The sequence below is a fragment of the Actinomyces respiraculi genome (assembly GCF_014595995.2).
GTDB classification, from domain to species: domain Bacteria; phylum Actinomycetota; class Actinomycetes; order Actinomycetales; family Actinomycetaceae; genus Actinomyces; species Actinomyces respiraculi.
On record NZ_CP063989.1, the window covers coordinates 2472813 to 2485119 of the forward strand.

The 12307-nt window shown below is 68.4% G+C and carries 9 protein-coding genes; 4 read left to right on the forward strand and 5 right to left on the reverse strand.

Features of this window, described 5'->3' with window-relative positions; genetic code table 11:
- Positions 1–23: 23 nt before the first annotated feature.
- From folE to ID810_RS10335, 5 genes are all read right to left on the reverse strand, one after another.
- The gene (gene folE, locus ID810_RS10315) at positions 24–596 is read right to left on the reverse strand and encodes a GTP cyclohydrolase I FolE (RefSeq protein WP_166858492.1); all 573 of its coding nucleotides are present in this window, start codon (positions 594–596) and stop codon (positions 24–26) included.
- Positions 596–2581 carry an ATP-dependent zinc metalloprotease FtsH gene (gene ftsH, locus ID810_RS10320; RefSeq protein WP_166858537.1) on the reverse strand — a complete coding sequence of 662 codons (1986 nt, stop codon included), beginning with the start codon at positions 2579–2581 and terminating at the stop codon, positions 596–598. Before ftsH ends, folE begins: the two co-directional genes overlap by 1 nt.
- A gap of 426 nt (positions 2582–3007) precedes the next feature.
- Complete coding sequence (locus tag ID810_RS10325) at positions 3008–3280, reverse strand: hypothetical protein (protein WP_166858490.1); 273 nt, start codon at positions 3278–3280, stop codon at positions 3008–3010.
- 47 nt (positions 3281–3327) lie between these two features.
- Positions 3328–3756 carry a hypothetical protein gene (locus ID810_RS10330; protein ID WP_235931454.1) on the reverse strand — a complete coding sequence of 143 codons (429 nt, stop codon included), beginning with the start codon at positions 3754–3756 and terminating at the stop codon, positions 3328–3330.
- A complete protein-coding gene (locus ID810_RS10335; protein ID WP_166858489.1) occupies positions 3753–6107 on the reverse strand; it encodes a hypothetical protein in 2355 nt (784 codons plus the stop codon). Before ID810_RS10335 ends, ID810_RS10330 begins: the two co-directional genes overlap by 4 nt.
- A 180-nt stretch (positions 6108–6287) precedes the next feature.
- Here ID810_RS10335 and ID810_RS10340 point away from each other — a divergent pair, with 180 nt between their 5' ends.
- The 4 genes from ID810_RS10340 to ID810_RS10355 are packed head-to-tail and all read left to right on the forward strand — an operon-like array spanning position 6288 to position 12292.
- Positions 6288–8036, forward strand: coding sequence for a hypothetical protein (locus tag ID810_RS10340; protein ID WP_166858487.1), 1749 nt, complete (start codon positions 6288–6290; stop codon positions 8034–8036).
- The gene (locus ID810_RS10345) at positions 8033–10027 is read left to right on the forward strand and encodes an RAMP superfamily CRISPR-associated protein (RefSeq protein ID WP_166858485.1); all 1995 of its coding nucleotides are present in this window, start codon (positions 8033–8035) and stop codon (positions 10025–10027) included. The genes ID810_RS10340 and ID810_RS10345 overlap by 4 nt, the downstream gene beginning before the upstream one ends.
- Positions 10024–11748 carry an RAMP superfamily CRISPR-associated protein gene (locus tag ID810_RS10350; RefSeq protein ID WP_166858483.1) on the forward strand — a complete coding sequence of 575 codons (1725 nt, stop codon included), beginning with the start codon at positions 10024–10026 and terminating at the stop codon, positions 11746–11748. The genes ID810_RS10345 and ID810_RS10350 overlap by 4 nt, the downstream gene beginning before the upstream one ends.
- Positions 11741–12292, forward strand: a complete 552-nt coding sequence (locus ID810_RS10355) for a hypothetical protein (RefSeq protein ID WP_166858481.1) — start codon at positions 11741–11743, stop codon at positions 12290–12292. The genes ID810_RS10350 and ID810_RS10355 overlap by 8 nt, the downstream gene beginning before the upstream one ends.
- Positions 12293–12307 lie beyond the last annotated feature (15 nt).

Below are 12307 nucleotides of genomic sequence, written 5' to 3' on the forward strand. Positions count from 1 at the left end.
ACGGCCGTCAGGACCGGCCGCCTTCAGGACCGGCGGCCGAGGATGAGGCTCATGGCCTCGGCGCGGGTGGCGGCATTGCGCAGCTGGCCGCGCACGGCGGAGGTCACCGTGTTGGAGCCGGGCTTGTGCACGCCCCGCATGGACATGCACAGGTGCTCGGCCTCGACCACGACGAGGACGCCCTGCACGCCCAGGCGCTCAACCATGGCGTCGGCGACCTGCGCGGTCAGGCGCTCCTGCACCTGGGGGCGGCGGGCGTAGCCGTCAACGAGGCGCGCGAGCTTGCTCAGGCCGGTGATGCGGCCGTCCTCGCCGGGGATGTAGGCGACGTGGGCGGCGCCGTGGAAGGGAAGCAGGTGGTGCTCGCACACGGAGTACATGGGGATGTCGCGCACGAGGACCATCTCCTCATGAGCGACGTCGAAGACCTTCTCCACGTGGGAGCCCGGGTCCTCGCCCAGGCCGGAGAACATCTCCGCGTAGGCGCGTGCCATGCGCTCGGGGGTCTCGCGCAGGCCGTCGCGCTGTGGGTCCTCCCCAATGGCGACCAGGAGGTCGTGCACCGCCCGGCGCACACCCTCGGCGTCGTACCCCATCACGAGACCCCGGCGTCGGGGGCGCCAACCGGCTCAGCCGGGGCCTCGCCGTCGGACATCACGTCGACGGGTCGGGAGCGGCGTGGCACACGCGAGCCCGCGAAGTAGGAGCCGGAGGCGATCTCCTCGTCCAGCGCGAGGGAGTCGTCGGCCCGCCACAGCGGCCGCTCGCTCTGGCGCACGACGGGCGCGAAGATCTCCTCGAGGTCCTTCTCGAGCAGGGTCTCCTTCTCCAGCAGCTGGGTGGCCAGGTCCTCCAGGACCGCGCGGTTGCGGGTGAGGATCTCCCAGGCCTCACGGTAGGCGGCGTCCATGAGGGCACGGACCTCGTCGTCGACGGTGGCGGCGACGGACTCGGAGAAGTCGCGGTTCGTGGCGGACAGTCCCAGGACGGTCTCATTCTCGGTCGTGCCGAGCTTGACGGCGCCCACGGAGTGGCTCATGCCGAAGTCGGTGACCATCTTGCGGGCGGTGGCGGTGGCCTTCTCGATGTCGTTGGAGGCGCCGGTGGTGGGGTCGCGGAAGACGATCTCCTCGGCGGCGCGCCCGCCCATGGCGTAGACGAGCTGGTCGAGGAGCTCGTTGCGGGTGGTGGAGTACTTGTCGTCGCTGGGCATCACCATCGTGTAGCCCAGGGCCTTGCCGCGCGGCAGGATCGTCACCTTGGTCACCGGGTCCGAGTAGGCGCCGGCGGCGGCACACAGGGCGTGGCCGGCCTCGTGGTAGGCGGTGATGGCCTTCTCGTGCTCGTTCATCACGCGGGTGCGCTTCTGGGGGCCGGCGAGGACGCGGTCGATGGCCTCGTCCAGGGCGCGGTTGTCGATGAGCTGGGCGTTGGAGCGGGCCGTGAGCAGGGCCGCCTCGTTGAGGACGTTGGCGAGGTCGGCACCGGTGAAGCCGGGAGTGCGCTTGGCGACCAGGGCGAGGTCGACGTCGCGGGTCATGGGCTTGCCCTTGGCGTGCACGCGCAGGATGGCCTCGCGCCCGGCCATGTCCGGGGCCTCGACGCTGACCTGGCGGTCGAAGCGGCCCGGGCGCAGCAGGGCGGGGTCGAGGACGTCGGGGCGGTTGGTGGCGGCGATGAGGATGACGTTGGTGTTGGCGTCGAAGCCGTCCATCTCGACGAGGAGCTGGTTGAGGGTCTGCTCGCGCTCGTCGTGCCCGCCGCCCATGCCGGAGCCGCGGTGGCGTCCGACGGCGTCGATCTCGTCCACGAAGATGATGGCGGGGGCGTTCTCCTTGGCCTGCTCGAACAGGTCGCGCACGCGCGAGGCGCCGACGCCGACGAACATCTCGACGAACTCGGAGCCGGACATGGAGAAGAAGGGCACGCCAGCCTCGCCGGCGACGGCCTTGGCGAGCAGAGTCTTGCCGGTGCCGGGAGGGCCGTAGAGGAGCACACCCTTGGGGATCTTGGCGCCGACGGCCTGGAACTTCTCCGGCTCGGAGAGGAACTCGCGGATCTCCTCGAGCTCCTCAACGGCCTCGTCCTCGCCGGCGACGTCGTCGAAGGTGACGTCGGGCATCTCCTTGGAGCCGATCTTCGCCTTGGACTTGCCGAAGCCGAGGGCGCCAGAGCGTCCGCCGTTCATGCGGCCCAGCAGCCACCACATGGCGAGGAAGAAGATCGCCAGCGGCAGGATGAGCTGGGCGATGTAGGACCACCAGGAGGTGGTGGGGACGATGGAGTTGTAGCCGCCGGAGGGGTTGGCCGACTCGACGAGGCGGGCGACCTGGGCGGCCTGGGCGTCGGTGAAGGTGAACTGGACGCGCCGCCCCATCTCCTGGGCGGTCTCGCCCTTGCGGTTGGGCTCGCTCGTGTAGCTCGTGGTGAGGTCGAGCTCGACGCGCTGGGTGCCGTCGATGACGGTGACGGCCTCGACGGTCTCGGGGTGGTCGCGCAGGATGGCGATGCCCTCGGAGGTGTCGATGCTGCGGTAGCCGCCCAGGGAGGACAGCAGCATCCACCCGATGAGGGCCATCATGATGACCGGGGCGGCCCACAGGAGCGGGTTGCCCAGCGCGCCGCGCTTGCGCCGCTCCAAGGCGTTCTTCTTTGTGCCCTTGCCCGGGGAGTCCTGCTGCGTCCTGTCAGTCTTGCTCACGGATTCCGGTCCCTTCTGCGTCCGACTCCGCGAACGCTAGCGGACGGCAGGGCGTGGGCGCTGCCCCGCGGGCCCCTGTTCGCGCCGGGCGTGGGTGAGAAGGGCTCGGTAGCCGCTCCGTGCTCAGGCCCGACGACGGACATACCACTGGGCGACCCGCCACATCATCCAGCCGACGAGCACCGCCCCGACGACTCCCATGACGAGGGTGACTCCCCAGGGCAGGGAGATCCCCGAGATGGTGGAGGACCGCTTGCCGATGCCGCGGGCGGCCTCCCAGTTGGCCCATCACGTCGAGGAACGCCGTCAGGGGCATGCCGACGAAGGTGAGGAATCCCAGGGCGACCTCCATGCCTCGGGTGGAGCGGGCGCGCGCAGGAGCCGGCGCGACGCGCTGTACGTGACGGGCACCCCGACGCAGCTGGAGACGACGACGGGCCCCGGCTCAAAGCGTTGGGACCAGTCCTGCCACGTGCCGGGCAGCGCCCACGGGACGACGACGATGAGACGCAGCGCGTTGTTGTCCTCGTCGGTCAGACATAGGAGGTCCTGCGGATCCCGCGGCGGCATCGACGTCATGCACACCATTGTGACGCCGGCCGGGGCAGGTCAGCGCCCGGTACCACTCAGCGCCCACCACCCACTGAGGCGCCACGACTCCCGATCGGGTGCGCACCGGCGAGGCGGCGCGCGGCAACCACCTGCCCGGCGGCATCGCGCACGAGGTCGTCGGGCCACACGAGGTCCGTGCGGTTGGGGTGGTGCTCGGCGACGACACGGCTGGTGACGTAGAGGACGCCGGGGCGCGGGTCGGGCAGGGGCGGGTCGATTCCCTGCCAGGTGGCGCCGACGGCGAGCGGGAGGGCGACGGCGGCGTCCGGGTCGTCGGGGCGGGCCGGGTCGGCGACGGTGAGGGACTGGAGGCTCGGCTCCGACAGCAGGAGGCGGGGCACCGTGCTCGAGGCCGGGAAGCGAACCGGCGGCGTGCCGTCGCCCGGGTCGACGACGACGTCGTGCGGGGTGAGGTTGACGAGATTCACCGGTGCGTCGTTCATCGCGTTGTCCCATAGGCGCTGCCCTGTTGCTCGCTGACCTTGCGGCGCAGCCCGTCCAGTCTGTCCGCCCAGTCACTGACGGTGACACCATGCGTCTCGGTCACTGTCCTGACAGCGCGGTCAATGAGCTGCGCGTAGGTGCACGACTCCTGCTGAGCATAGTGTTGAAGGACGTGAGCGGTGGCCCCCTGCAGGTCGCGGTCACCGTGGTTGAGAGGTACTTCGTCACGGACTTGCACGAGGAGTCGGAGGAGAACCATGGCGTCCTCGGAATCCAGGTCCGCAGGGGCCCCGGACTCTGACGGCTTGCGGTGAGCCAGGATCTGGGGTTCACGAAAGGCCTCGCTCCGTCTGCTCCTAGGTGGGAGGCTCAGCAGCTCGCCGACAATGGTCGCCAACCGGACCTGCGCATCGGGTTCGACATGGTCAATACGAGTGCCGACCGAGCGCATGACGCTCAAGACAGTGCTGGCGCAGCCATCAAGATCCTGACTCCTTACCGCAGTGAGGAGGTCGTCCGACAAAGCGATCGCGTCATCAGCCAGGCCCGCCATGGCCGGGTCACCCAACGCGAGCAGACGCGCTGCAGTTAGCAGGTCGAGACGGTCGAGGCAGTGCTCAGCAGCCGTGAGCAGCGCCTCTCGGACGTCACGGTCGAGCCCAAACTGGTGGAACTGGAGCTCTTCCGCACCAGGGCCGTTCTTTACGGAGGACATAAGGAAAACAGGAATGCCGTGGCGGGCACCGAAGACCTGTGCGGCACGCAGGAGCGCGATGACGACAGGCTTTTCCCCCACGACGGTCGTCACGATGGCGCGTGGGCGTCTCGGACGGTTCTTGAGCCACCCATCGGCAAGACTCTGCACCCGTCTCATTCCTTCCTCGGCATCCGCGGACACGATCCCGTTATCCGTGGTCGGTCTGCCGTAGGAGCAGACGGTCAAGCCATCCGCGCCAGCAGAATCCCATTCCTGATTGCGAGAGAAGGAGTCAGCAATGATCTCATCGGCGACACGTCGCCCATCCTCCACAGTCTCTTCGGAGCAGAGGAGCAACGCGTCGAGAGTCAGGGGTGCATCGACAGCACATGCACGGCGCAGAGCCGCGGCCGGTTCCTGTGACATCATCGTCGCGGCGATCGGAGGGCGCCGGATGTCGGCCGCAGGCAGCTTTCCCTGACCACTCAAAAGACACACATCACCCGAGGGCCACGACAACCAGTCGGGCCTGTCGCCCAGCAACACGGGGAGGCACTCCCTGAGTTCCTCGGTCGCGGTCTTGAGCTCATGAGTCGCCGCGTTGCCTATATCGACCAAGTGCCACTGCGCGACGAGCCAGGCATCCGGCTCCGCTAGGGTTTCCTGCAGGGAGTTCCGGTGGAGATTGCCGATCGCCTTCCCGATCATGATCGGCTCACCCTTGCCGTTGAGCGTGGCATCAGGGTACTGGTCAGGTGCCTCTCCCGTCTCACCCAGGTACTCGCACCGCCGACGCCGGTACTCCGCCACTAGCCAAGCACGCAGCGCCATGCCCGCCGCCAGGTCCCCGCGGGCAACGTCGGCCCACAGCAGCACCGCAAGATCCTCGGGGGCGGCACTCACGGCTTCCTCACCCACCGCTCGCCGGACGGCACTCGCGGCATTCTGGAACTCGTCAGGGAGGACCTCGCGACGGCGCTCGTACTCTGCATTGAGGACCGTAGGTAGTCCTAGGCCCATAAGCCATCCCCGCAGGGGATCCTCCTGCGAAGTGACGGACATATCGATTCGCGGCGCGATTCCAGCCCGGGGATCGTCCCCGGCCCGGTCAATGAGGAGGAGAGACCACTCGGCGGGGTGTGTAGCAGCGGCAACCCCGGCAGCCTCCACGAGAACGGTACTGGCACCGCCGGCCAGAGAAAGGACGACATGACCATGATGCCTGCCGATGGCGGTTTCGAGTTTCTCGTGGTCACCGACGCCGGGGTTGAGTCCGTTGTCGAGGACGAGCGCGTCGAGAACGCGCGGGTCGCGCCCGTTCAACAGGGTCAGGCCATCGGGTTCGCACGCCGCCACCAACGCCTGGCGGATCACCCGCGCCGTCTCCTCCGTGGAGCGGTTTCCCCCTCCGGCACCGATGACGAGCACCTCGAGCGGCGCGCCCTCGGCCTCCTGGAGCCCGCTCACGGCCACCAGCTCCTTGCGCAGCGGGCTGAGGGCGCCGCCGGCGAACCAGTCGCCGCCGTCAGTGAGACCGAGCAGCATGGCGGCCTCAGGGCCGTCGGCAGCCCGCAACCGGCCGAGCCGCTCAGAGCCGTCATCCCTCGACCCGAGCCCGAGATCGGCGTTGCCCACCACGTGTACAAGCAGCATCACTCATCTCCCGCATCCGCGCTCGCGGGCTCCCTGACGCCACGCATCCGCGCGACAGAACTCTCTCACACGCGGCTCCCAGGTATTCGTCAGATGAAGGTTTCGTCGGCCGCCTCGCACACCTGTCAGCAACGTGACACACTACACGCGCCCGTCCCACCCCTCCCCAAGAGGAGCACCATGCACCTGGTCATGCTCGAGACGAACGGCAACCAGCGCTACGTCTTCTCCTCGCCGCGCCTGCGGGAGAGCATCGGAGCCTCCTACCAGTTGACGCGGCTGAGAATGTGGACCGAGGACGCCCTTCGTGACACTCGTGTCGCCGAGGACAGTACGCAGTGGGTCTCCCGCTCCTCCGGCAAGGTCATCGTCCGGGTCGACACTCAAGATCAGGCGACGGCGGTCATCAGCCACGTCACCCGCCGGGCTATCACCGAGGCACCAGGGATGGACATCTCCGGGGTCTGGGTGGACATGGAAACCCGGACGCACGTCGACGCGGAGGCACTGAAGGCCGTGCACGCCCGGGCCGCCGAGTACGCCCTCTCCCGCCCGCCTGCACTTGCCCGCTTCTCCCAGATGCCTTTCCTCGCCCGTGCCAAGGACTCCGTCCTGCCGGCGGCGCCGCCCTTGGGCGCATGTGATGAGGCGAAAGAGGATCGCACCGAGACTCTGTCCCTCCCCGCTCGGGTCAAACGGCACCTGGCGCTGACGTCCAAGGAGAACCTGCTCGACCGGGTACGGATCGAAGGTGGCCTGCCCGATGACCAGCTCGCCCGGGACGTTCTCATGCTGGAAAGGATGCTCCAACCGATAGGGCCCGAGAACTCCCCCGCACCGTCCAAGGAGAACTTCCCCACCCTGTCCAGGATCGCCGTCATTCATATCGACGGCAATGGCGTCGGCACCATCATGAAGGACCTCGACGCGGCGATGAAGCGAGTCCCGCACGGCATCTTCGAGAAGGTCCTTGACTGCAAGCCGGACGATCCCGACGCCCTACGGCGCTTCCTCCTGGAGGTCAACGTCCGTCTGGACGACGCCGTCAGTCAAGCGTTCGTCACAGCGTGGAGGAAGGTCGCCGCCTGGGCGGAGGCCGACGCCGAAGCGGCTGGGCGGACGAGCACCGCTGTGCCTGTCGTCCCCGTCATCCTGGGTGGCGACGACGTCACCGTCATCACGAGCGGCGACTACGCCCTGCCCTTCGCCGCTGCCTACCTCGAGGACTACGAGTGCCGCACCGGCGAGGACGACCTGCTCCGCCACCTCAGCACCCTCGACGACGCCGAGCCCGACGGCGGACCGATGACCGCAGCTGCCGGCGTCGCCATCACCGGACGCAACTACCCCTTCCACATCGCCTACGACCTGGCCGAGCGACTGGTCACCATGGCCAAGAGAGTCGGCAAGGCATCTGCTCCCGCTCGCTCAACCCTCAGCTACCACGTCCTGTTCGACTCCACGGTACTCGACGCCGAGCAGGTCCTGCACGCCTACAAGTCCTTCACCACGCGCCCCTTCCTGCTGTCTGACGACGACGCTCCAGAACGCAAGGACCAGACGTCGTGGCCCACGATCTGCCAGCGGCTACGTGCGTTCCGGGACCACGTCTCAACGGAGGCGGATTCGGGCGCGGAACACTTCCCCAGGACGCGGGCCACGCGCATTCGACGACTCCTGTCCGACGCCGCGCAGGCGGAGCTCGCGGGCGACAGCACCCGCGCCGGGGACCTGCGCGAGACCGCGCAGAGGGAGTGGGACGACGCACGGGACGTCCTCGGCGCCGACCTCACCGAAACTATCGGTGACATCCGTTCACTCTTCGACCTCCTCGAACTGGCCGACCTCCTCCCCGACTCCTACCTCGGCAACCTCCTCCCCGATGTGGGAGCCTCCACCGTCTCACGTCCCGCGGAGGACCTCGCATGAGCCACCAGACAGCCCTTGAGCTTCCCGTCACCGTCGCCTTCCTCTCCGACTGGGGAGTATCGACCGGGGCAGGTATTGCAGGCGGTGTGGACGCCGTCGTCGAGAAGGACGAGCGAGGCCGGCCGGTGGTACGGGGCACTGTCATCACCGGTGCCGTGCGAGAGCAGGCCTTCATCGTCGCCGAGGCTCTCGATGGCGGCACGGCCGGGGCCTGGCGGTCCTTCGTCGAGGCGCTCTTCGGTACAGCTGAGCGCTCCCGCCTCATCTCCTTCAGCGATGTCCGTCTCACCGATGGCACTCGCTCGGACAGAACGGTTCACGAGGTCGTCTCCCTGTCCATCGATCGGGACACGGGGACAGCGAAGAAGGACCACCTGCGCTTCTTCGAGCGCGTCGGTGCCTGCACGCTTCACGGCACTGCCACCCTGCTGGACACCGACACGTTCGGGCGCCCGGTGCCATGGGCAGATGACGAGCGCAGGGCCACTGAACTTGTCCTGGCCCTGTCCGGTCTGCTCGTGCGAGCCATCGGTTCACACCGCTCCGACGGCGACGGGCTGTGCGACGTCCTCATCGGTCCGGCGACCACCGTCGAGGGCCGCCGGGCGGCGCAAACCTGGTGCCGCGAGCAGCTGAAGAACTGGGCTGGTGCCCCGCCTGAGCCACCAGCACCGGACGCATCGGTGGCCGAGGCTCCCGTCATCGGTACCGAGCCCCGGCAGAGCCCTCACGGGTTGGACGACGAGGTTCTTTACCAGGCCAACCTGGACATTGTGCTGCGCTCTCCGGTCATCTCCTACGAGGTGCCCTTCTCCAACGAGATCAGGTCCTTGGACTTCGTGCGAGGCACGGCTCTGCTACCGCTCGTCCACCGCCGGCTGCGCGCGGCCTTCGGCTCTCAGGCGCTCGTACGTGACGCCGTCGTCAACGGCGACCTCCTGGTCTCGGACGCCACCGTCGTCGTCGGCGGAGTTCGGGGCCTGCCGGTGCCACTGGTGCTCTCCAGTCCCAAGGTGGTCACGGCAGAGCCTGGCACTGTTGAGGAGCACGGCACCGACGACGCTGCCGGGCCTCGCCCCCGCACCGCCGTGCTCAACAGGTTGCGCTCCGCAGAGCCGACCGAGCCCCACAAGCCTCTACGCAGTGGCTACGTGTTCCCGGGCCACGTACCCACGGGGTCCGGCAGCACCGATGACCTGGCGGGAGCGATCGGCGCGCCGGCGCTTCTCGGTCGGCAGTCCAGTACTCACAACCCCCTCACCGGTGCGGCCGTCTCCGGACAGCTGTTCCTCACCCGCTCCCTGCCCGCGGGGCTGCGTCTGCGCGCCACCGTCATCCTCAGCGAGCGTCTGCGCCAGGTGATACACGACCAGATCACCGAGGTCTTCCCCGCCGAGGGGTTCATGGAACGGGTGGGGTCCAGGCGCCTGAGCGGCACCTACGGCCGTGTCCACTGCACGCTGGGAGACCTTGAGCCGGCGGCAACGGCGAACGCGCCGATGTGGGAGGCGGACGACACCACGACCCTGTGGTTCACCTCAGACGTCATCGCCCGCTCGCAATGGCTCGGCCCGGGTGGCCGCGTGGAGGACCTGCTCAGGGCCTTCGAGGACGCCGGGGCCCATGTGGCTCTCGTTCACCCGGAGGGCGAGCACTTCTCTGCGGGGATACGTCACAGGCGCGTCGACTCCTGGGCGGGGGCGGACCGTCAGCCGCGCGCCACCCGTACGGCCATCTGCGCTGGCAGTGTGCTGCGGGTGCGTCCTGCCGACGGGGCTGATTCAGATGCCGTGATGACAGCTCTCTCGCGCCTGTCCGTCCTCGGCGTCGGCGAGCTCACCGCCCAGGGTTTCGGGCGCTTCGTCGTCGCTCACCCGTGGTTGACGAAGGAGAGCCTCACCCTGACCCCATTGGACCAGGCCGACATGGTCGGCAACAGCACAGTGATTCACCGGTCCGGTCCGCGATCGACGCGCCAGGAGGAGCGATGAGCATCACCCGTTACGAGATGACCATCCACCTGGTCACCGAGTCTCCGGTGCACTCGGGCGGTATCGACGAGGTCGTCGACCGCTCGCGCCAGAGGAGTGAGCGCGTTGCCGTCCCGCGGCGCTTCGCCCGCGATGGCAACGGCCACCCCGTCCTCACCGGGCGTTCCGTCAAAGGTGCAGTGCGGGCTGCCTGCGAGAAGTACCTCAGCGGTGACGCCGGTGCCGCCGTCCGAGAGCAGCTCGGTAGCGGCTGGAAGGGCATGTGGGGCACGACGTCGAGTGGGGAGTCCCGGGCGGCCACACTGACCTTCCACACCGTCGACCTGGCTGAGGCGGCGCAGCGCGAGGGCGGGTCCGCCTGGGAGTCCGGGACCGCTGACGCAGCAGACACACATCCTGTGGCGGACAGCGTTGCGCTGGCGACCCGCACCGGGATCGCTGTGAACCGCTACTGGGGGGCCGCGGGTGACACGGCACTGTTCGAGCACGAGTACGTTCCCGCAGAACGTCCCCTGACCTTGACCATCACTGCCCAGACCGGCCGGATGTCGGTGAGCGGCGGGAGGACCGAGCTGGAAGCGGCAGGTCCCGAGCCAGCAACGGAGAGTCAGGTAGAGCAGCTGTTCGCCGTCATCATTGGCCTCCTGGATTCGGGACGGGTTGCTTTCGGTGGGCGCCGCAACGCTGGGTGGGGGCGGGTCCGTCTGGCCGATGACCGCCCGTGGACCCTCACGCGATCCAGGTTGGGGACGCGTGAGGATCTGCTGACGTGGCTGGACGGCGGCGAGGATGTGACCACCGCGATTGATCCGGTTTCCTGCACGGAGTCGGAGCGCATACGCATCACCATCAGCTGGGACAGCCCGACCGGGATCCTCGTGGCCAAGCCTCGCCCCGAGCTGGCGGAGCGCGACGAACACCCCCGCGAGGGCGAACGGGGTCATTCCGATGACCAGCAGGACATGACCTACACCGAGCCTTTGCGCAGCGGGCCTGATCCCTGCGCACCGTTTGTGCTGCCGGGGTCCTCCGTGCGCGGGGCTCTGCGTTCACAAGCCTCTCGGATCGCTCGGACCGTGCTGGCCGCACGGCAGCCCACCAGTATCGACTGTTGGTCGACGTACGGGGTCCATGACCAGCTCGCAGCCGATCCGGCTCTGGTCAGGGACCTGTTCGGCTCAACGGACAGGCGCGGCGCGCTGCGCGTGCTGGACACTCTGGCCAGCGATCAGACGAGGCTGCGCACGGTGGTCCACAACGCCGGCGACCGCTGGACCGGCGGGGTCGCCGAGGGCCTCTTGTACGGTGAGAAGGTCCCAGATACCACATGGAATGATCTCGTCCTCGAACTCGATCCCAGGTCACTGCCCGGCACGGACGACCGCCGTCGAGCGGCATGGTGCCTGCTGGGCCTCACGCTCGCCGAGCTCGCCGCCGGGACTCTTCCTCTGGGCAGCCGCGGGACCCGAGGCCTTGGGCAGATACACGTGACGCGCGTGCGCGTTGATGGCGGAGCCGACATTGTCGGGGACCCCTGGGACTTCAAGGACCCGGGCGGCGACGCGGCCGATCGGGAGGACGGCGCCAAGGCCGTCCCAATCGCCGCCCAGATCCTCGCCCGGCTTCAGGCGCTGACGATCACCTCGAACCCGGAGGCCGGCGTCAGCTGGACGGGTTGGAGCTCATACCTGTGCGAGACGAAGGAGGCCTGCCGTGACTGAGGCAAGCGATCTGAACCTGCCGCCGCTGCAGCCCGGCAGGTGGAGCTACGGCTGCTCACCCGCCGGCAGCCTCGCGGATATCCTGGAGCGCGCGAATGACTGCTCAGATTCTGAGGGCCGGGAGTGGCAGGGGATCGCGTATACGACCGCCGGAGCACGAGCGCTGCGCGACGCGTCGAGTAAAGGGCTTAGCGCCACCGACGGGACACCGGTAGTGCTGAAGAGCGTCTACGAACTGCGGCTGTGGGCTCTCGTCAAGGATGGTGACGCTGGTGTCCTTGCCCATGAGCTGCGGTGGCTCAATGGTTGGGGAACGGCGGAGATCGTCCTCCGCTGCGCGGGAGATCCTCCCACCGACACTCCTGTTGCGGCACCTCAGCCTGAACGGGACACCTGTTGGTACCGCCCCAACTCATATCTCCAGCACGGTGCGACAGCACCGTTCGGCGCCTCCAACGAGATGACGAGCATGGAGATCTTCACCGAGGACGACTACGGCAACGTCGTCTTCATCGACGAGCTCATGACGGGGAAGTGGGGCTGACATGGCTTCGAATGC

What these genes read in the sequence shown, in the direction of transcription:
- folE (WP_166858492.1), bottom strand. Translation starts at nt 596, where the DNA reads ATGGGGTACGACGCCGAGGGTGTGCGCCGGGCGGTGCACGACCTCCTG.
- ftsH (WP_166858537.1), bottom strand. Translation starts at nt 2,581, where the DNA reads ATGATGGCCCTCATCGGGTGGATGCTGCTGTCCTCCCTGGGCGGCTAC.
- ID810_RS10325 (WP_166858490.1), bottom strand. Translation starts at nt 3,280, where the DNA reads ATGACGTCGATGCCGCCGCGGGATCCGCAGGACCTCCTATGTCTGACC.
- ID810_RS10330 (WP_235931454.1), bottom strand. Translation starts at nt 3,756, where the DNA reads ATGAACGACGCACCGGTGAATCTCGTCAACCTCACCCCGCACGACGTC.
- ID810_RS10335 (WP_166858489.1), bottom strand. Translation starts at nt 6,107, where the DNA reads ATGCTGCTTGTACACGTGGTGGGCAACGCCGATCTCGGGCTCGGGTCG.
- ID810_RS10340 (WP_166858487.1), top strand. Translation starts at nt 6,288, where the DNA reads ATGCACCTGGTCATGCTCGAGACGAACGGCAACCAGCGCTACGTCTTC.
- ID810_RS10345 (WP_166858485.1), top strand. Translation starts at nt 8,033, where the DNA reads ATGAGCCACCAGACAGCCCTTGAGCTTCCCGTCACCGTCGCCTTCCTC.
- ID810_RS10350 (WP_166858483.1), top strand. Translation starts at nt 10,024, where the DNA reads ATGAGCATCACCCGTTACGAGATGACCATCCACCTGGTCACCGAGTCT.